General features: G+C 72.7%; 17 protein-coding genes. 12 read left to right on the top strand and 5 right to left on the bottom strand.

Going from position 1 to position 18965, the window contains the following annotated elements; genetic code table 11:
* Positions 1-3 precede the first annotated feature (3 nt).
* The 3 genes from QUG98_RS13305 to sucC form a co-directional block, all read right to left on the bottom strand.
* Positions 4-2163: a cell division protein PerM gene (locus QUG98_RS13305; protein ID WP_289471021.1), complete on the bottom strand. Its 2160-nt coding sequence runs from the start codon at positions 2161-2163 to the stop codon at positions 4-6.
* A gap of 140 nt (positions 2164-2303) precedes the next feature.
* Entirely contained in the window at positions 2304-3197 is an 894-nt protein-coding gene (gene sucD / locus QUG98_RS13310) for a succinate--CoA ligase subunit alpha (protein ID WP_289471023.1), read from the bottom strand.
* A gap of 14 nt (positions 3198-3211) precedes the next feature.
* On the bottom strand, positions 3212-4381 hold the full coding sequence (gene sucC, locus QUG98_RS13315; protein WP_289471025.1) for an ADP-forming succinate--CoA ligase subunit beta: 1170 nt from the start codon (positions 4379-4381) through the stop codon (positions 3212-3214).
* Positions 4382-4665: 284 nt separating this feature from the next.
* Between sucC and QUG98_RS13320 the strand changes: the two genes are divergently transcribed.
* The 9 genes from QUG98_RS13320 (at position 4666) to QUG98_RS13360 (ending at position 12577) form a co-directional block, all read left to right on the top strand.
* Complete coding sequence (locus QUG98_RS13320; RefSeq protein WP_289471026.1) at positions 4666-6297, top strand: RecQ family ATP-dependent DNA helicase; 1632 nt, start codon at positions 4666-4668, stop codon at positions 6295-6297.
* Between the two features lie 267 nt (positions 6298-6564).
* Positions 6565-6858 carry a hypothetical protein gene (locus tag QUG98_RS13325; protein ID WP_058728846.1) on the top strand — a complete coding sequence of 98 codons (294 nt, stop codon included), beginning with the start codon at positions 6565-6567 and terminating at the stop codon, positions 6856-6858.
* Between the two features lie 50 nt (positions 6859-6908).
* Positions 6909-7271, top strand: a complete 363-nt coding sequence (locus tag QUG98_RS13330; RefSeq protein WP_289471027.1) for a hypothetical protein — start codon at positions 6909-6911, stop codon at positions 7269-7271.
* Positions 7268-8191, top strand: coding sequence for an oxygenase MpaB family protein (locus tag QUG98_RS13335; RefSeq protein WP_289471029.1), 924 nt, complete (start codon positions 7268-7270; stop codon positions 8189-8191). Before QUG98_RS13330 ends, QUG98_RS13335 begins: the two co-directional genes overlap by 4 nt.
* Before the next feature lie 49 nt (positions 8192-8240).
* Positions 8241-9071 (top strand): phosphoribosyltransferase family protein, encoded by an 831-nt coding sequence (locus QUG98_RS13340; protein WP_289471030.1) that lies wholly within the window; start codon positions 8241-8243, stop codon positions 9069-9071.
* Entirely contained in the window at positions 9068-10639 is a 1572-nt protein-coding gene (locus tag QUG98_RS13345; protein WP_289471032.1) for a nicotinate phosphoribosyltransferase, read from the top strand. Before QUG98_RS13340 ends, QUG98_RS13345 begins: the two co-directional genes overlap by 4 nt.
* Entirely contained in the window at positions 10636-11298 is a 663-nt protein-coding gene (locus QUG98_RS13350; protein ID WP_289471034.1) for an NUDIX hydrolase, read from the top strand. The genes QUG98_RS13345 and QUG98_RS13350 overlap by 4 nt, the downstream gene beginning before the upstream one ends.
* Before the next feature lie 18 nt (positions 11299-11316).
* Positions 11317-11952, top strand: a complete 636-nt coding sequence (locus tag QUG98_RS13355; RefSeq protein WP_289471035.1) for a pyridoxal 5'-phosphate synthase — start codon at positions 11317-11319, stop codon at positions 11950-11952.
* A 133-nt stretch (positions 11953-12085) separates the two neighbouring features.
* Positions 12086-12577, top strand: a complete 492-nt coding sequence (locus QUG98_RS13360) for a GNAT family N-acetyltransferase (protein ID WP_289471037.1) — start codon at positions 12086-12088, stop codon at positions 12575-12577.
* An 18-nt stretch (positions 12578-12595) separates the two neighbouring features.
* On the opposite strand, the gene QUG98_RS13365 is transcribed toward QUG98_RS13360, so the two are convergent.
* Positions 12596-15061, bottom strand: a complete 2466-nt coding sequence (locus QUG98_RS13365; protein ID WP_289471039.1) for an ATP-dependent helicase — start codon at positions 15059-15061, stop codon at positions 12596-12598.
* Positions 15062-15180: 119 nt separating this feature from the next.
* On the opposite strand from QUG98_RS13365, the gene QUG98_RS13370 reads away from it, so the two are divergent.
* Entirely contained in the window at positions 15181-15684 is a 504-nt protein-coding gene (locus tag QUG98_RS13370) for a hypothetical protein (protein ID WP_289471041.1), read from the top strand.
* Positions 15685-15688: 4 nt separating this feature from the next.
* On the opposite strand, the gene QUG98_RS13375 is transcribed toward QUG98_RS13370, so the two are convergent.
* Positions 15689-16705, bottom strand: coding sequence for a glycerophosphodiester phosphodiesterase family protein (locus QUG98_RS13375; RefSeq protein ID WP_289471043.1), 1017 nt, complete (start codon positions 16703-16705; stop codon positions 15689-15691).
* 113 nt (positions 16706-16818) lie between these two features.
* Here QUG98_RS13375 and QUG98_RS13380 point away from each other — a divergent pair, with 113 nt between their 5' ends.
* Both QUG98_RS13380 and QUG98_RS13385 read left to right on the top strand, forming a co-directional pair.
* Positions 16819-17862, top strand: coding sequence for a DUF817 domain-containing protein (locus QUG98_RS13380; RefSeq protein WP_289471044.1), 1044 nt, complete (start codon positions 16819-16821; stop codon positions 17860-17862).
* A gap of 31 nt (positions 17863-17893) precedes the next feature.
* Positions 17894-18769, top strand: a complete 876-nt coding sequence (locus tag QUG98_RS13385) for a Bax inhibitor-1/YccA family protein (protein WP_289471045.1) — start codon at positions 17894-17896, stop codon at positions 18767-18769.
* Positions 18770-18965 lie beyond the last annotated feature (196 nt).

An 18965-nucleotide genomic window follows, 5' to 3' on the forward strand; every position in this document is an offset into this window, starting at 1 on the left:
GCGCTACGCGTCGTGCTTCGGCCGGCGCCACCAGGGCAGCTCGTCCTCGGCGATCTGGTCGGTCTGGTCCCACCGGGCCCCGGCGCCGGTCGGCGTCGACGCGGTGCGGGCTCGGCGGGTGTCCTCGGCGTCGCGGGACCCGTCGGCGTCGTCGCGACCGGCCACGAACTCCTCGGTGCTCCACGGGAACGCCGGCTGCTGTTCGGTGCCGGGGGCGTGCGGCAGCGTCTCGTCTCGCTCCGAGCGATCGTTCGACGAGTGGGGTGCGTGGCTGCTGCCGACCCGGTCGCGCAGCTCGCCGGCACGGGCGCGGACGTCGCCGGCGGCGCCGCGCAGTCGGTCGCGCAGGCCGCTGACACCGCCCCGGGACGGCTGCGTACGCGGGGCCGGTCCCGGTGCGACCCGCTCCGCGGCGACGGCGTCCGTCCGCGCCCAGTCGGGCAGTGGGACGTCGTCCGGTTCGGCCACGGGGACACGGTCACGCTCGGGCTCGCGCTGCTGCTCGCGCTCGGGCTCTGGCTCGGACACCGACGGTGCAGCGGCCCTGCGCGCGGGCTCGTCGGCCGCAGGTGCACGATCGGTCCCGAGCGCGAGCGCGGGCGCGGGCGCGGGCGTGGGCGTGGGCGTGGGCCTTGCCGGGTCCGCCGCCGCGTCCGCCGTCGCGGGCTCGTCGTCCGTGATCGTCTCGGTCGGCTGGTCGTCCCCGTGGTGCGGCCCGGCCGCCGAGGACGCGGTCGCGTGGGTCACGGAGTCGTGCGCCTCGGTGACCGTGAACCGGTGGGGTGCACTCGACCGCCCCGCTCCGGCATCGTCCAGTGCGGCGACGAGCGAGCCAGCACGGACGTCGTCCGCCGCCGCCTCGGCAGCGGCGCGGGCGGTGGAGTCGTCCGGAGCAGCACCGTCACCGGCCTCGACCCAGCGCTCGCGACCCCAGGAGCGCTCGGGCAGGCGCACGAGATCGCTGCCGACGGCGAGTGCCACCGCGGCGGGCAACCCGACCTCGAGCGCCGCGAGGAGTCCGACGAGCAGCCCGTCCGGTCCGGCCTCGGCGAGCCGCCCCGGACCGAGCGAACCCGAGGTGAGCCCGGTGGCGACCCCGGTCAGGAGGCCAGCCACGACCCCCGTCGCGACACCGGCGAGCGCGCGGCGGAGCGGGGTGTCGTCGGCGCCGAGGGCACGGACGAGCGCGGGGCGCATGAGTCCGCCGACCACGAACCCGGCGACGACGGGGACGAGCACCCCGAGCAGCCCGAAGGTGTGCCCCGACGCCGGCAGCGCGCCGAACACCGGGACACCGGGGATCGGCCCGAGCGACGTGCCGATCGGTGAGACGCTCGACCCGGTGCCGATCGCGAAGCCCGGTCCGACCAGCCAGGCGACCGCCCAGCCCACGAAGTCGGGCAGGAAGGCGAGCTGCCCCACGGTGAGCGCGATGCCCCCGACGATGCCCGCGTGGGAGCGCTCGTACAGCGCGATGACCTCGGCGAACGAGGTGACGAGCAGGAACGCGACGACGACCCCCGCGGCGGCGACCACGACGGCGGTGACCGCGGTGCCGGCACGCAGCGCGAAGCCGGCGACGGTGCGCCAGAGCACGGGGATCCGGTCGACCTGGTCGAGCACGCGCCGTGTCAGCGGGTCGGCCGGCAACCCCCGGCGGACCCGGCACACCTCGCTCGTGACCAGGGCGGGCACCGCGAACCAGAGCGCGGGCAGCACGACGGTCTGCCACACCACGGGGTCCGACGCCGCCGAGGTGGACGACAGCGCGACCGCGAGCCCGAGCAGGGCGACGGCGGCGGTGCCGACGAGCAGCCCGGTCGTCCGGTGCTCCGTCTCGGCGAACCGGCGTCCGGCGCGCCCGCCCAGCCAGGCGGTCACGACCGCGAAGCCGAGGGCCGCGAGGGTCACGTGGATGGGGTCGGCCGCTCCCTGGACCCCGGAGGCGCCGGCGACGTCGCTGCCGAGCCGGAAGGTCACGTCGACGCCGTGGCCGACGAGCCAGACGCTGCCCGCGGCCTTCCAGAAGACGTCCCAGTCGATCTGCAGCCCGTACTCGAAGCCCCAGAGCAGGGTCAGCGGCACGAGGGCGATCCCGACGCCCACGCCGACCGTCACGATCGCCTCTACGGCGGCCAGCAGTGCGGTTCCCAGGCGGTTCATCGTGGCCAGGGTACGTGCCGTCCCGTGGTCGCCGAGCGAGCCGCGCGGCACCTGTGGAGACTGACCGACCGTCCACAGCAGGACGGGAGGCGCGGTGCCCAGCGGCGCCGCGCCTCCCGTCCGTCGGGTCGTCCGGACCACTACGCGGTCGTGGCGGCGACCACCTCGCGCAGCAGCGCTGCCGTCTCGGACGGCGTCTTGCCGACCTTGACGCCCGCGGCCTCGAGCGCCTGCTTCTTGGCCTCGGCGGTGCCGGCGGAACCGGACACGATCGCGCCCGCGTGGCCCATCGTCTTGCCCTCCGGTGCGGTGAAGCCCGCGACGTAGCCGACGACCGGCTTCGTGACGTGCGCCTTGATGTAGTCGGCCGCGCGCTCCTCGGCGTCGCCGCCGATCTCACCGATCATGACGATGGCCGTCGTCTCCGGGTCGGCCTCGAACGCGGCGAGCGCGTCGATGTGCGTGGTGCCGATGACCGGGTCGCCGCCGATGCCGATGGCCGTGGAGAAGCCCAGGTCACGCAGCTCGTACATCATCTGGTAGGTCAGGGTGCCGGACTTCGACACGAGACCGATCGGGCCCTTGCCGGTGATCGTCGCCGGGGTGATGCCGACGAGTGACTCGCCCGGGGTGATGATGCCGGGGCAGTTCGGGCCGATGATCCGGGTCTTGCCGCCGAGGGCCTTCGCGTGCGCCCAGAACTCCGCGGAGTCCTGCACGGGGATGCCCTCGGTGATGACGACGACGAGGGGGACCTCGGCGTCGATGGCCTCCATCACGGCGTCCTTCGCGAACGCCGGCGGGACGAACACGATCGAGACGTCGGCGCCCGTGGTGTCGACGGCCTCGCGGACCGAGCCGAACACGGGGAGCTCGACGTCGCCGTGCGTGACGGTGGTGCCGGCCTTGCGGGCGTTCACCCCGCCGACGACCTGCGTGCCGGCCTTGAGCATGAGCGCGGTGTGCTTCGTGCCCTCGCCGCCGGTGATGCCCTGGACGATGACCTTCGAGTCCTTGTTGAGGAAGATCGACATTGCTCTGGTGCTCCTTACGCCGCGGCCGCGGCGAGCTCGGCGGCCTGCTCGGCCGCATCGTCCATGGTCTCGGCGATCGTCACGAGCGGGTGCGCCGCCTCGCTCAGGATCCGGCGACCCTCGTCGACGTTGTTGCCGTCCAGGCGCACGACCAGCGGCTTGGTCGCCGAGTCGCCGAGGATGCCGAGCGCGGCGACGATGCCGTTCGCGACGGCGTCGCACGCGGTGATGCCGCCGAAGACGTTCACGAAGACGCTCTTCACCTGCGGGTCGCCGAGGATGACGTCGAGGCCGTTCGCCATGACCTCGGCCGAGGCGCCGCCGCCGATGTCGAGGAAGTTCGCGGGCTTCACGCCGCCGTGGCGCTCACCGGCGTAGGCGACGACGTCGAGCGTCGACATGACGAGCCCGGCGCCGTTGCCGATCACGCCGACCTCGCCGTCGAGCTTCACGTAGTTCAGGCCGTGCTGCTTCGCCTTGGCCTCGAGCGGGTCCTCGCTCGCGGTGTCCTCGAGCTGCTTGTGCTGCTCGTGGCGGAAGTCGGCGTTGTCGTCGAGCGAGACCTTGCCGTCGAGGGCCAGGATCTGCCCGTCGCCGGTGCGGACCAGCGGGTTGACCTCGACGAGCGTGGCGTCCTCGCCCGCGAACACGTCGTAGAGCTTCACGAACACGTCCGCGACCTGGTCCTGGAGCTCGGACGGGAAGTTCGCCTGTCGCGCGATGTCGAGCGCCGCCTCCTTGTTGATGCCGGTCAGCGGGTTCACCTCGACGCGCGCGAGCGCCTCGGGCTTCTCGACCGCGAGCTGCTCGATCTCCATGCCGCCCTCGACGCTGACGAGCGACAGGTACGAGCGGTTCGCCCGGTCGAGCAGCACCGAGAAGTAGAACTCCTCGGCGATGTCCGCGCCCTGGGCGACCATCACGCGCTGGACCGTGTGGCCCTTGATGTCGAGGCCGAGGATCGCCTTCGCGTGCTCGTACGCCTCGTCCGGGGTCTTCGCGACCTTGACGCCGCCGGCCTTGCCGCGCCCGCCGACCTTCACCTGCGCCTTGACGACGACCACGCCGCCGATCTGCTCGGCGGCCGCCCTCGCCTCTTCCGGGGTGTCGGCGGTGATGCCCTGCAGCACAGGGACGCCGTAGGACTCGAAGAGGTCCCTGGCCTGGTACTCGAAAAGATCCACGCTGTTCTTCTTCCCGCACGGTTCGTGCGATCGGCATCGGTCATCGGGTCGCGCACTCAACGTCGAGGGTCGCTCGATGTCGAGACAACGGCCGCGCCCACCATACCGCCGCCGGGTGGACGACCCGTGTCGACTGCACGGCGGCCTGGAGGCACGCCCCGCCCCCGCCCCGCCGCAGCCGTCGCCCGTCGAGCCGGCTGGCCGGTCGGCTGACCGGTCGGCGGACTGGCCGGGGGACGCGACCCGGTGCGGGTCACCAGGTGCCACGGGGCAGCGTGGCCCCGATGGACACCGCACTCCGCACCCGTGCCGCCGAGGTCTTCGGCTGGGACCTCCGAGACGCCCAGGCCACCGTCATCGACGCCGTCCTGTCCGGCCGAGACGCCCTCGCGCTGATGCCGACCGGCTCGGGCAAGTCGGCGATCTACCAGGTCGCGGGGCTCGCGCTCGACGGGCTGGTCGTGGTGGTCTCGCCGCTCGTCGCCCTGCAGGAGGACCAGGTCGTCGGGCTCCAGCGCCACGAGGACGCCCCGCGTGCCGTCGCGATCAACGCCACCAAGCGCGTCGCCGAGGTGGACGAGGCCTGGGACGCCGTCGCCGCGGGTGAGGTCCGCTACGTCTTCCTCGCGCCGGAGCAGCTCGCCAAGGACGACGTCGTCGAGCGTCTCGCCGACGCCGGCGTCTCACTGCTCGCCGTCGACGAGGCCCACTGCGTCTCGTCGTGGGGGCACGACTTCCGACCGGCCTACCTCGCCCTCGGTGAGGCCGCCGAGCGCCTGGGACGCCCGCCGATCGTCGCGCTGACCGCGACCGGGTCGGCCCCGGTCCGCGAGGACGTCGTCGGACGCCTCGGCATGCGGGACCCGCTCGTGCTGTCCGCGGGGTTCGACCGTCCGGGCATCCGGATCGAGGTCGAGCGCTACGGCGACGCCGACCAGAAGCGCGACGCGGTGATCGAGCAGGCCGCGGCGGCGACCGGTACCGGCATCGTCTACGTCGCGACCCGCAAGGAGACGGAGGAGTACGCCGATGCGCTCCGCGCCCGCGGGAAGGACGCCCGGCCGTACCACGCGGGCATGCGCGTCAAGGACCGGGAGTCGGTGCTGCACGCCTTCCACGACGGCGACGTCGACGTGGTCGTCGCGACGAGTGCGTTCGGGATGGGCATCGACAAGCCCGACGTCCGGTTCGTGCTGCACGCGGACATCGCCGAGTCGGTGGACGCGCACTACCAGGAGATCGGGCGAGCCGGGCGTGACGGCGCCCCGGCCACCGCGACCCTGCACTACCGCTCCGAGGACCTCGGGCTCCGCCGCTTCTTCGCCACCGGCACGCCGAAGCCCGCCTCGCTCCGGGCCGTCTTCGACGCGGTCCCCACCGAGGGGACGATCGCCCGGTCGGCCCTGCCGGCCGCCTCCGGACTGTCCTCGCGGACGGCCGGTCGCGCCGTGAACACCCTGATCGAGGCCGGCGTCCTCGAGGACGGCTCCGAGGGCGTCGCCCGCGTCGCAGGCGGCCCGACGACGGCTGCCGCCGCGGCGAAGGCCGCCACGGAGCGGGCGGAGCAGCGGGAGGAGGTCGAGCAGTCGCGGATCGCGATGATGCGGCGCTTCGCCGAGACGCTGGGCTGCCGCCGGCAGTTCCTGCTCGCGTACTTCGGGGACGAGCTCGCCGAGCCCTGCGGCAACTGCGACACCTGCACGTCGGGCACCGCGTACGACGAGGCCGCGCACGGTGCCGACGGTGCGAACGACGACGCCTGGCCGCCGGAGTCCGCCGTGCAGCACGCCCAGTGGGGGCACGGCATCGTGATGAGCACCGAGGACGACCGCGTGACGGTGTTCTTCGAGTCCGCCGGGTACAAGACCCTGGCGCTCGCGGACGTCGAGGAGCGGCACCTGCTCGAGCGCGTCTGACCCGCCACGCGGCTCGACGCGCCGCTGCTCGGGCGGGGAAGGCGCGGTCGCTCGACCACCCGTCGGCGACCGCGCTCCACTCCCCCGAGCACGGCGAGTGTGCCCCGCGACCGTGGACCGCAGGTGACCTGCAGGTGAACGGCACGCGAAACCGGGCCAGGGGTGCGCAGATCGGACGACCGATCAGGCGGGCGGCGTACACAGGGAGTCCCGACGGCTCCGGCGACCACCGGTGGCGGAGCCCGACACCCACGGAAGGACTGCACCATGAGCGACCCCGGCATCAGCCCCGTCGACGACTTCGACGCCCAGGAGCGCCGGACCGACGACCTGGACCGCGAGCACGTGGGCCCGTACGAGGTCGACGAGTCCGAGGAGTCCCTCGAGACCGTCACGAACGACGCCGTCGCCGGTGAGACCGTCGAGCCCCAGCCGGGCGACGGATCGGACGACGGCCCCACCGGTGGCGCCCCGCGCGAGGGGTCGCCCGACCTGTGGGAGCACGACGACGACACCGAGCGCCCGGACCTCGGCGGCGACCTCGGCACGAAGCCGCTCTGAGCGCCCCGCCCGCACGACCCCCACGGAGCACGGCCCAGTACGATCGGGCCGTGCTCCGTGGCGTCCGCGACCGTGTCCGTGCGACGCCCGCGCTGGCGCGGCTCCTCTCGCTGGCGTCCCTGCTGCTCGTCGCCGCGGCCGCCCACTCGGGCGCCCGGACCGGCGGGATCACCTGGCTCCCGCTCGTCGTCGCCGGCGTCGTGCTGGCCCTGGTCACCGGTGCGACGACGCACCGCTGGCCCCTGCCGGCGATCTGGCTGGTCGTGACGCTGCTGGCGGCCGCGAGCCGCACGCTCGTGAGCACCGGATGGCTGGTCGGCGCGCTGGTCGGCGGCGCGGTCGCCCTGGGCGCTGCCCTCCTCCTCGACACCGCGCCGCTTCGGCGGCCACGACGATCCGGGCCGCGCCCGTGACCGGCACGACAGGTCGGCACGGGACGGCCGGGGACGGCGCGGCGGGTCGGCCGGGAGGCACCGCCCACCCCCGCCCCGCCGGCCACGGTGACCGGACAGCGGACGGGAGCGGTGCGACCGGCGGGCCACGAGCCTCCCGTCCGGCACCTGGTCGCGTCGCGGACCGCGACCTGCGTCGGTGGCTGGCCGACAGCACGCCCGTCGCGGCCGGCGGCCGCGCCATCCTGCTGCAGATCGCGGACCCGGTCGTCGCGGCCGGGGTCCGACGGCACTCGGACTTCGCCCGCCGACCGCAGCAGCGGCTGGCCCACACCCTGATGTTCGTGTACGCCGTCGTGATCGGGACCGGTACCGACGCTGCCGTCGCGACCGCCTTCGTCAACCGGGCGCACCGACCCGTCGCCGGCGCCGACGAGGTCGACCGGCAGCGGTGGGTGGCCGCGACCCTCTTCGACTCCGCGCGGCAGGCGCACGCGCTGTTCGGCGATCCGCTCACCGACGATGACGCCGAACGGGTCCTGGCGGCGTACGCGCCGATCGCGACCTCCCTGCGCGTGCCGGCCGACGGCTGGTTCGACTCCGTTGCCGCGTTCGACGCCCACTGGGAGGCGACCCTGCCCTCCCTGCGCGTCACCGACGACGCGCGGGGCATCGTGCGCGACCTCCTGCACCCGCGGTTCGCACCCCTGTGGGTCCGTGCCGCGATGCCGCTCGTCCGGATCGTCACCGTCGGCATGCTGCCGGACGCCCTGCGGACCGCGTACGGCTTCCCCTGGGGGCCGCGCGAGCAGCGGCGCTTCCGGCGCACCGTCGCGTTCGTCCGCCGGGTCCGCGGACTCGTGCCGGGGTGGGCGCTCCGGCTCCCGGGACCGCTGCTGCTGCGGGCCATGCACCGGACCGCCGCTCGGTACGCCCCCTGATCCCGACAAGTTCTTGTCGTAGTGACAATTACCGTGGTACGGTCGGGTCATGGCAGTCGAACTCAGCACCTGGGACGCCCAGGGCACACCGACGACACCGACGTTCTCGACCATGCGGTTCCCCGCGGGTGAGGCGCACCTCAAGGTCCGGGACGACGCCGACGCGGGGGCGACCACCGAGATCGCGACCCTGCGCGGCACCAGCGGCGACGACCTGATCATGCTCGGCATGTGGGCGGACGCGGTCCGGCAGCGCGGCGCACGCGCGGTCGCCCTCGTCCCCTACCTGCCCGGCGCGCGGCAGGACCGCGGACTCCCGTTCGGGGCGAAGGTCTACGCGGACGTCCTGAACGGTTTCGCCATCGACCAGGTGATCGCCTTCGACCCGCACTCGCCCGTCATCGTGGGGCTGGTCGAGCGCCTCACCGTGGTGCCGAGCGAGCAGGTCGTGCACGACGCCGTCCTGGCCGGCTCCGACTACAGCGGCATCATCGCCCCCGACAAGGGTGCGGTCGCCCGGGCATCGCTCGTGGCCGAGGCCGCCGGACTCCCCCTGTTCCGCGCCGAGAAGCACCGCGACCCCGACACCGGCAAGCTCGACGGGTTCTCCTGCGAGCCGCTCCCCGAGACCGGTCGGCTGCTCGTCGTCGACGACATCTGCGACGGCGGCGGCACGTTCGCGGGCCTCGCCGGCGCGACCGGCCTGCCGAAGGAGCGCCTGGGCCTCTGGGTCTCGCACGGCGTCTTCTCCGGTCGGGCCCCGCAGCTCGCCGAGCACTTCGGCGAGATCGTCACCACCGACAGCTACCCCGCGCAGCAGGACGTCCCGGGCCTGCGCACCGTCCCGCTCAGCCCGTACCTCACGAAGGAGATCCGATGACGCACACCGCAGCCACCAGCACGACGACGGGCCTCGAGCCCCGCACCACCACCGCGAGCCCGATCGCCCCGCTGCTCGCGGTCGACGGCTACAAGCACTCGCACCGGCAGGTCTACCCGCAGGGCACCACCCGGATCCTCATCAACTGGACGAACCGCTCGAACGCGCACATGCCCGAGTCGACGCACGCGGTGGTCTTCGGGCTGCAGGCCTTCGTACAGCGGTACCTGGTCGAGGCGTGGGCGCCGTTCTTCGCCGCCGACGAGGACGAGGTCGCCCGACTGTTCGAGCAGGCGCTGCAGGGCTACTTCGGCCCGAACCACATCGGTGTCGACCACGTCCGCGCCCTGCACCGTCTCGGGTACCTGCCGCTCGAGATCCGGGCGCTCCCCGAGGGAACCCTCGCCCCGATCGGCGTCGCCACCCTGACGGTCGAGAACACCCTCGACGACTTCTTCTGGCTGCCGAACTACGTCGAGACCGCCCTGTCGGCGTCGATCTGGCACCCGTCCACCGTCGCGACGAAGGCGCTCGAGTACCGCGACCTGATGGAGGAGTGGGCCGAGCGCACCGGTGCCGACCCGGCGAGCATCGACTTCGCCGCCCACGACTTCTCGTTCCGGGGGCAGACGAGCATCGAGTCCGCCGCCGCGGGCGGTGCCGGACACCTGCTGTCGTTCCTCGGGACCGACTCGATGCCGTCGCTCGACTTCATCGACCGCTACTACCCGGGCGACAACGGCTGGGTGGCGGCGAGCGTCCCCGCCACCGAGCACAGCGTGATGTGCGTCCGCGGCGTTGACGGCGAGCTCGAGACCTTCGCGCAGATCCTCGACGTCTACCCGACGGGAATCGTCTCGGCGGTCAGCGACGGCTTCGACCTGTTCAGGGTGATCACCGAGACGCTCCCGCAGCTCAAGGACCGCATCACGGCACGCGACGGCAAGCTCGTCATCCGCCCGGACTCCGGCGACCCGGTCGACATCGTCACCGGCACCGTGCACGGCGTCGACGAAGCCGCACTGACCGATCCGTCGCGCAGCCACGAGGAGAAGGGCGTCGTCGAGCTCCTCGACGAGCTGTTCGGCCACACGGTCAACGAGCGCGGCTACAAGGTCCTCGACCAGCACATCGGCGTCATCTACGGCGACAGCATCACCCTCGACCGCGCCCGCCGCATCTACGAGCGCCTCGCCGCCAAGGGCTACGCGAGCGACAACATCGTGCTCGGGATCGGTTCGTACACGTACCAGTACATGACCCGCGACAACCTCGGCAGCGCCGTGAAGGCGACGTGGGCCCTGGTGGACGGCGAACCGGTCGACATCCAGAAGGACCCGAAGACCGGCAGCGGCAAGAAGAGCGCGAAGGGCCGCATCGCCCTGCACCGCGACGAGACCGGGGAGATCCGGCAGACCGACCAGGCCACGCCCGACGACGAGGCGACCAGCCTGCTCCAGCCCGTCTGGATCGACGGCCGCTTCCAGGTGCACCAGTCGTTCGCCGAGGTCCGCGAGGTGCTCCGCACCGAGCGCGCGGCCCGAGCCGCCCGTCGGGCGTCGGCGTGACCGACGCCCCCACGGCGGCCCGCGACCAGCCGCTCATCGCGATCGACGTCGTCCCGGTGTCGTTCTCGGTGGCGGAAGGCCTGGGAGTCGCCACCGCGCGTCGGGCGTACGACCCGTACGTCGGCCGGGAGGCACTGCCCGGCGTCCTCCTGGACGCTGCGGAACGCCTCGCCGACGGTGCACGGCGCGCCCTGCGCACCAAGGCCGGCATCGGCGACGGCGCGGTGCGGCACCTCGCGCAGGTCGGCGCGTTCGACGGGCCGTCCCGCGACCCGCGCGACACCGCCATCAGCATCGCGTTCGTGGCGGTGGTGGGGGCAGCCGACCCGGGGGCGGACGGGGGGCCCGCGGTGTGGCGGCCGCTCGCCGAGGGCGACCTGGGCCTCCCGTTCGACCACGACGCGATCGTGCGCGCCGCCGTCGACCAGGTGCGCACCCGGCTGTGGCGGGACGTCCCGATGACGCGCGCGCTGCTCGGGGACGTGTTCCCGACGAGTGCCGCCGCGGCACTGCACACGGCGCTCCACGGGACGGCCCCGGACGCCGGCAACCTCAACCGGGCACTCCGGACGAACCCCGCGCTCGTGCGGACCGACGCAGCGCCGACGTCGACCGCGCGGGGCGGGCGTCCCCCGGCGACCTGGACGTGGACCGACTGAGCGCGGTTGGGTGGGGGCATGTCCAGTTCGCTCTCCAGTGACGACTCCCTGCACCTGCCCGAGTTCGACGCACCGCCCGCGTCGCCGTTCGACGTCGCCCGGGCCTGGCTCGACGGCGCCGCCGACCGCGAGGTCTCCGAGCCGATGTCGATGACCCTCGCGACCGCCGGCGCCGACGGCCGGGTCTCCGCCCGCACCGTCGACGTGAAGCGGCTCGACGACCGTGGGCTGGTGTTCGGCACCTCGACGCTGAGCCCGAAGGGTCGGCAGCTCGCCGAGAACCCGCACGCCGCGCTGCAGGTGTACTGGCGTGAGAGCATGCAGCAGCTGCGCTTCGAGGGCCGGGCCGTGCAGCTGTCCGACGAGGAGTCCGACGCCCTGTTCGCCGACCGGTCGCCGAAGTCCCGCGCCGCGACCGCGATCGCCGACCAGTCGGACGTGCTCGAACCGCGGACGCTGCAGGACCTGATCGACGACGCGAACGTGCTGCTCGACGAGAGCGACGACGACGTGCCGCGCCCCGAGGGCTGGGTGGCGTGGCGGCTCGAGCCCGACGTGGTGGAGTTCTGGCAGGGCAGCCGTGACCGCATGCACCGGCGGCTGCAGTACGTCCGCGCCGGCGACGGCTGGGACGTGGCGCGGCTGCAGCCGTAGGCGCGGCGCCGTTCTCCGCGTCGTGCTGGCGCAGGTCGAACCACGGATCCGACATCGAACCAGCCGCCGGCGCTGGTTCGACGTCGGGAACGTGGTTCGACGCCGGAGGCCGGGGCCGCGGTAGCGTCGTCGGATGGGGACCCCGCACGCGCTCACCGTCCGACCGGCCGACGTGCAGGACGCCGACGCGATCGCCGCCGTGCACGTGCAGGCGTGGCGCGAGGCGTACGCCCACCTGCTGCCCGCCGACTTCCTCGCCGCGCTCGACGTCGACGCCCGCGCAGCTCGGTGGCGCGGGATCATCGCCGAGCCCGACGTCGACGTGCTCGTCGCCTCGGACGGTGACACGGTGATCGGCTGGGCCTCGGCCGGCCCCGGCCGCGGCGAGCGCCCGCGCGACCGCGAGCTCGAGGGCATCTACGTCCTCGCCGAGCACCATGGATCGGGCGCCGGACAGGCGCTGCTCGACACCGCCGTCGGCTCCGGCCCCGCGTTCCTCTGGGTCGCCGACGGGAACCCCCGGGCCGAGGCGTTCTACCGACGCAACGGCTTCGAGCGCGACGGCACGGTCAAGCACGAAGCGATCGGGCCGTACGGGCTCGACGCGGTCCGGATGGTGCGCTGAGGCACCACCCCCGTGGGGTCAGAGCTTCTCGATCGGCGCGATCTTGATGAGGAGCTTCTTGCGTCCCGCGGCGTCGAACGCGATCTCGGCGATGCGCTTGGCGCCCTGCCCGGTGACCGCGGACACCGTGCCCTCGCCGAAGTCGACGTGCTTGATGCGGTCGCCGGCGACGAGTTCCATGTCGCCGTTGTCGCGGACCTGCCCGGACACCCGGTTCGCCCACTCGGTCTTCGGACGGGTCTTCGCCGCCGCGGCCGCGCGGTCGTAGGAGCCGCCCGAGAACCCACCGCCGCCGCGGTACCCGCCGCCGCCCGAGCCTGCGCCGCCGAAGCCACCGGGGCCGCCGCCGCGACGAGCGTTCAGTGCGCGGGGCTCGGTGCCGCCGCGGCTGTTCGCCATGCCCGGGGACTGCTTCCACTCGATCAGGCCCTCGGGGATCTCCTGCAGGAACCGGGAGGGCATCGCCACGTTGACGTCGCCGAACTGCGCGCGGGTCATCGCCAACGACAGGAAGAGCGACTTCTTCGCGCGCGTGATGCCGACGTAGAAGAGCCGGCGTTCCTCGGCGGGGCCGCCCGGCTCGTTCGCGGACATCCGGTGCGGCAGCAGGTCCTCTTCGACACCGGTGAGGAAGACCGCGTCGTACTCCAGGCCCTTCGCGGTGTGCAGTGTCATGAGCGACACCGTTCCGGACGAGTCGTCGAGCTCGTCGGCCGCCGCGACGAGGGAGACCTCGGTCAGGAAGTCCGACAGGGTCCCCTCTGGGTTGTTCTTCTGGAACTCCCGCGTCACCGCGACGAGCTCGTCGATGTTGTCCGCGCGCGCGGCGTCCTGCGCGTCGGGCGACTTCCGCAGGTTCTCGAGCAGCCCCGAGCCGTCGAGCAGCTGCGTCAGGGTGTCGACGACCGGCTGCGTCGCGGCGCGCGAGGCGACGTCGTCGAGCAGCGCCGCGAACGAGGTGATCGCGTTCCGCACCTTCGGGCCGAAGCCGAGCTCGTCGGCGTGCCGCAGGGCCTCGCGCATCGAGGTCTCGTGCTCGTCGGCGTAGCGCTGCAGCGCCGTCTCCGTGACCGCGCCGATGCCGCGCTTCGGCACGTTCAGGATGCGCCGGAGCGACAGCGGGTCGGCCGGGTTGGCGACGGTGATCAGGTACGCCATCGCGTCCTTGATCTCGGCACGCTCGTAGAACTTCGTGCCGCCGAGCACCCGGTACGGGATCGCCGACCGGATGAAGATCTCCTCGAGTGCACGCGTCTGCGAGTTCGTCCGGTAGAACACCGCCATGTCGCGGTAGGACGTGCCCTCGTCGTGCAGGCGCTGGATCTCGTCGGCGACGAACTGCGCCTCGTCGTGGCCGGTGTACCCGGTGAAGCCGATGATCTTGTCGCCGGCGCCGACGTCGGTGAACAGGTTCTTCGCCTGTCGGTCGAAGTTGTTCGCGATGACGGCGTTGGCGGCGTCGAGGATCGTCTGCGTCGAGCGGTAGTTCTGCTCGAGCAGGATGACCTTCGAGTTCGGGAAGTCCCGCTCGAACTCAACGATGTTCCGGATGTCCGCGCCGCGGAAGGCGTAGATCGACTGGTCGGAGTCGCCGACCACCGTGAGCGACGCCGGGGCGATGGACCCGTCGGCTTCCCGCATCCGGGCGACGTGCTGCCCGGCGTCCTCGAGCTTGTCGACCTGCTCGACGGGCACCGGCCGGGTGAGTTCGCGGATCAGGGCGTACTGCGCGTGGTTGGTGTCCTGGTACTCGTCGACCAGGACGAAGCGGAAGCGCCGCTGGTAGAGCGCGGCGACCTCGGGGAAGGCGCGGAACAGGAAGACCGTCTGGCCGATCAGGTCGTCGAAGTCGAAGGCGTTGGCCCGGCGGAGCTCGTTCGTGTAGCGCCGGAACACCTCGGTGAACATGACCTCCTGCGGGTCGTTCACGTTGATGTTCCGCGCGTAGGTGTCGACGTCCTGCAGCTCGTTCTTGAGCTTCGAGATCTTCGACGACGCGGCGCCGACCGTCAGCCCGAGGGAGTCCGCCTCGAGCTCCTTGATGATCCGCTTGAGGAGCGCCCGCGAGTCCGCCGAGTCGTAGATCGTGAACGACTGCGGGAAACCGAAGCGCTCGGCCTCGCGCCGGAGGATCCGCACGCACGCCGAGTGGAACGTCGAGATCCACATGCCCTCGGCAGCCTGGCCGACGAGGGCCTGCACGCGCTCGCGCATCTCGGCGGCGGCCTTGTTCGTGAAGGTGATCGCGAGGATCTGCGACGGCCAGGCCTCGCGGTTCGCCAGCAGCAGGGCGATGCGTCGGGTGAGCACGCTCGTCTTGCCCGACCCGGCACCGGCCACGATGAGCAGGGACTCGCCGCGGTACTCGACGGCTTCCTTCTGCTGGGGGTTGAGACCCGCGGTGAACGGGTCGTCGTACCCGCCGGCGCGGTTGCCCGTTCCCGGCTCGGGGGACTGGTCGAAGGGGTCGAGCACGATCGTCATGACCGGGTCAGTCTAGGCGCGCCCTCCGACAGGCGCAGCGGCTGTGAGACGTGGGCCGCGGGACACACTCCGATCCACCGGGACCGGGGTCGGGTCGGACGGCGGACATGCTGTCGGACATGAGGACGTGGACCGCGGGTGACGCCGTCGAGCTCGTCGAGCGGAGCTGGGTCTGGATGGCGTTCGTCACGACGCCCGTGACCATCACGCTCGGGATCGGCTGGTCGTTCCTCGCCGACGGGGGCATCGGGAGACCCGAGGGCCTGGCCGCGCTCGCCCTCACCGCCTTCCTCCTCGCCGTCGTCGCGGGGCTCGTGACCGTCGGCGGGGGGATCGTGGCGCTCCCGTGCACGTACGCACTCGGCTGGGCGCTCGCCCGGATCTCCGCCCGACGCGGCGTGCACGTCGTCGCACACGCACTGCTCGCCGGCGGTCTTGCGGCGCTCTGCATCTGGCTGCTCGAGACGTACTGGTCGCACGCCTGGGCGCCCCTCCCGGCCCTCCGCCTGCTGATCGCGGTCTCGGCGGCTGCCGCTGCTGCGATCGCCACGTGGCGGACCGACCGAGGGGACCGCGGCGGTGCAGCGACTCTGCCCCGGTCGCGGGCGGACGAGCGGAGCTGACGGGTCAGGCGGCGCCGCCGCCGACGACGAGTGACCGCGCCCGCACCGCCAGGTCCGGGTGGTCCGCGAAGACCCCGTCGACCCCGGTCCGCAGCACCGAGGTGAACCACCGCTCCCAGTCGCCGTGCGCCGCCACGTCTCCCCCGCGCCGCAGCGGCGCCGGCAGGAACCGGTTCTCCGGACGGAGCGTCCAGGTGTAGACGGCGAGCCCCGCGGCGTGCGCCCGCTCGACGATGACGCTGCGGACCGGCCGCGGGTCGTCGACGGCGACGCCGTCCGCCCCGGCCATCAGGGTCTTCAGGTCGACGCTGATCCCGTGGAACTCCGCGGCGAACCCGGCCAACGCGGCGTCCGTGCGCTCCGACGCCCACGAGGGAGCCGCCGACCCGTGGGCGGCGACCTCGTCCGCGGCGCTGCCACGGGCCTCCTGGAGGTACACGAGCCGACCACCCGTGCCGAGCGAGCCGAGCTGGCGGAGCACCGTCTTCTCGAACGACTCGACCGTCAGCCGGTCGTCACCGCGCCACCCGGCGTCGCCGAGCACGTCGTCGAGCAGCTGCGCCATCGGGAACCCGGCCTGCTCGAAGTGGTGCGCGTGCTTGACCTCGGCGACGAGCCCGACCGGGCGCGGGGCCGCGTCGAGGATGCCGAGCAGGTCCTCGAGCCGGAGCACCCCCTCCTCGCCGTCGTGCGCTGCCGAAGCCGGACGCAGCTGGGGCAGCCGCTCGCGTACCCGGAGCGTGCGGAGTTCGTCCCACGTGAAGTCCTCGGTGAACCAGCCCGTCACGCGCTGCCCGTCGACGGTCTTCGTCGTCCGCAGGTGCGCGAACTCGGGGTGGTCGGCGACGTCGGTCGTGCCGGACACCTCGTTCTCGTGGCGCAGCACGAGCACGCCGTCCTTCGTCGGCACGAGGTCGGGCTCGATGGCGTCGGCACCGAGCTCGACGGCCAGTTCGTAGGCGCTCCGGGAGTGCTCCGGTCGGTGGCCGGAGGCTCCTCGATGGGCGATCACACGGGTCATGCGCCGAACGGTAGCGGCTCTGGCCTGCCGGCGGGTGTCCCGCAGGTGTGCCTGTGGACACATCCGTTCAGCCCGGGGCCCCTGTTCCCAGCCGGCGCACGGAGGGTCGCTCCGTGACCGTCCGACACCTCTCCACCGCCGTCGAAGCCCGCATCGACCGCGCCGCACGCCGACTGCTCGACGCCGGGCACCAGCCCCACCGTCCGGTCCGACTCGCCGTCACCGAGTTCCTGGTGTTCGGCGCGAAGCAGGCGTGGGCGTGCACGTTCGGGGCGCTGCTGCTCGCGACGATGGTCGTGGTGCACGCGACCGTGCCGCTCACCGCCCGCAACGACGTGCTCACGGTGTCCGCCGCGGCGATCCAGGTCGGCATGCTCGTGTTCGGACTCGAGACCGTGCGGGAACTCCGCGTGGTGCTGGTCTTCCACCTGGTCGGCACCGTGATGGAGGTCTTCAAGACCCACGTCGGCTCGTGGCAGTACGGCAGCGACGGCTGGCTCGTGGTCGCCGGCGTCCCGCTGTTCTCGGGGTTCATGTACGGCGCCGTCGGCTCGTACATGGTCCGGGTCGTCCGGCTGTTCGACCTGCACTTCGACCGCTGGCCGCGACAGTGGCTCCTGGTCGTCGTGGCCGCCGGGATCTACGCGAACTTCTTCGGCCACCACTTCGTGTGGGACGCCCGGTACGTGCTGCTCGCACTGGTCGTGGCGCTGTTCGCGCGCACGACGATGCACGTCCGGGTGCACCGCGCGACGGTGCGGATGCCGGTCCTGGTCGCGATGGTCCTGGTCGCGCTGTTCATCTGGGCGGCGGAGGACGTCGCGACCTGGGCCGGAGCCTGGACCTACCCGGACCAGACGGACGGCTGGCGACCGGTGGCTCCGACCAAGGTCGTCGCCTGGCTGCTGCTGATGGTGATCTCGGTCGCGCTGGTCGCATGGCTGTACCCACAGGTCCGGACTGCGTCCGTGGGCTCCGGCCGGGAGGCACGCCCCACCACCGCCCGTCGGCGCTCGTCCGGCGGTCGGCTGGTTCACGACGACCTCGGGGCGCGTACGCAGACCGCCCTCATAGGCTCCTTGGTGTCGGGCCCTGACGGACCCGCTTCCGCTCGCCGCGAATCCTCAGCCTTCCGCGACGAAGCGCCCCTAGGCTGAGAGGACGTAAATCTCCGAGGAAGAGGACACCATGGCCTTCAAGCCCGGTTTCGACCAGTCCCCCGCCTTCAACGACCAGGGCCGCAACGCCTGGGGCGCCGGCGCTGGTCAGCAGCAGGCGGGCTGGGGACGCACCCCGCAGCAGGGGCAGTACCCGCAGCAGGGCGGCATGACGCCCGAGCAGCTGCAGTACATGTACGACCGCCCGACGGCGAGCCCGGTCGACACCGACCGCATGTCGTACGAGGACACCATCGTCAAGACGCTCCTCGCGTTCGGCGTGCTCCTCGTCGGTGCCGTCGCCGGCTGGAACCTGCCGCCGATCGTCTGGATCGTCGGCGCGATCGTCGGCTTCGTGCTGGCGCTCGTCAACACGTTCAAGAAGAAGCCGTCGCCGGGGCTCGTCCTGGCGTACGCGTTCTTCGAGGGCCTGTTCGTCGGTGGTATCTCCGCCGCGTTCAACGCGCAGTCCGACGGCATCGTCGCGCAGGCGGTGTTCGGCACACTCGGCGTCTTCGCCGTGACCCTGCTGCTGTTCTCGTCGGGCAAGGTCCGCGCCACCCCCAAGTTGACGCGGTTCTTCCTCATCGCGATGGTCGGGTACCTGGCCTTCTCGCTGGTCAACCTCGTCCTGATGTTCACGGGCGTGACCTCGGGGGCGCAGGGCCTCCGCAGCGAGCCGAGCTTCCTGTTCGGCATCCCGTGGGGTGTCCTGATCGGCGTCTTCGTGGTCCTCATGGCGGCGTACTCGCTGATCCTCGACTTCGACCAGATCAAGACCGGTGTCCAGCGCGGCGCCCCGCGGATCTACGCGTGGACCGCGGCGTTCGGCCTCATCGTCACCCTGGTGTGGCTGTACATCGAGATCCTGCGCATCCTCGCCCTGCTCGCGAGCAACCGCGAGTAGCACGCACCCGATCGACCGAAGGGCCCCGGCACGCGCCGGGGCCCTTCGTCGTCCCCGGGGCCGGTGCTCGGCGCCCGTCCTCCGGGAGGCCCCACCGTCCGCGGTAGGTCGCCTCGTACCGCGCCGCTCTCGTCGCACGACTTGCCGCTCGACTTCGGTGCCGACGGCATGTCGTGCGACCGGAACGATCGACGGC

Source organism: Curtobacterium subtropicum, from assembly GCF_030362975.1.
GTDB lineage: Bacteria > Actinomycetota > Actinomycetes > Actinomycetales > Microbacteriaceae > Curtobacterium > Curtobacterium subtropicum.

What these genes read in the sequence shown, in the direction of transcription:
- sucD (WP_289471023.1), bottom strand. Translation starts at nt 3,197, where the DNA reads ATGTCGATCTTCCTCAACAAGGACTCGAAGGTCATCGTCCAGGGCATC.
- QUG98_RS13340 (WP_289471030.1), top strand. Translation starts at nt 8,241, where the DNA reads ATGGCAGTCGAACTCAGCACCTGGGACGCCCAGGGCACACCGACGACA.
- QUG98_RS13385 (WP_289471045.1), top strand. Translation starts at nt 17,894, where the DNA reads ATGGCCTTCAAGCCCGGTTTCGACCAGTCCCCCGCCTTCAACGACCAG.
- QUG98_RS13365 (WP_289471039.1), bottom strand. Translation starts at nt 15,061, where the DNA reads ATGACGATCGTGCTCGACCCCTTCGACCAGTCCCCCGAGCCGGGAACG.
- QUG98_RS13325 (WP_058728846.1), top strand. Translation starts at nt 6,565, where the DNA reads ATGAGCGACCCCGGCATCAGCCCCGTCGACGACTTCGACGCCCAGGAG.
- QUG98_RS13375 (WP_289471043.1), bottom strand. Translation starts at nt 16,705, where the DNA reads ATGACCCGTGTGATCGCCCATCGAGGAGCCTCCGGCCACCGACCGGAG.
- QUG98_RS13370 (WP_289471041.1), top strand. Translation starts at nt 15,181, where the DNA reads ATGAGGACGTGGACCGCGGGTGACGCCGTCGAGCTCGTCGAGCGGAGC.
- QUG98_RS13320 (WP_289471026.1), top strand. Translation starts at nt 4,666, where the DNA reads ATGGACACCGCACTCCGCACCCGTGCCGCCGAGGTCTTCGGCTGGGAC.
- QUG98_RS13360 (WP_289471037.1), top strand. Translation starts at nt 12,086, where the DNA reads ATGGGGACCCCGCACGCGCTCACCGTCCGACCGGCCGACGTGCAGGAC.
- QUG98_RS13355 (WP_289471035.1), top strand. Translation starts at nt 11,317, where the DNA reads ATGTCCAGTTCGCTCTCCAGTGACGACTCCCTGCACCTGCCCGAGTTC.
- QUG98_RS13345 (WP_289471032.1), top strand. Translation starts at nt 9,068, where the DNA reads ATGACGCACACCGCAGCCACCAGCACGACGACGGGCCTCGAGCCCCGC.
- QUG98_RS13305 (WP_289471021.1), bottom strand. Translation starts at nt 2,163, where the DNA reads ATGAACCGCCTGGGAACCGCACTGCTGGCCGCCGTAGAGGCGATCGTG.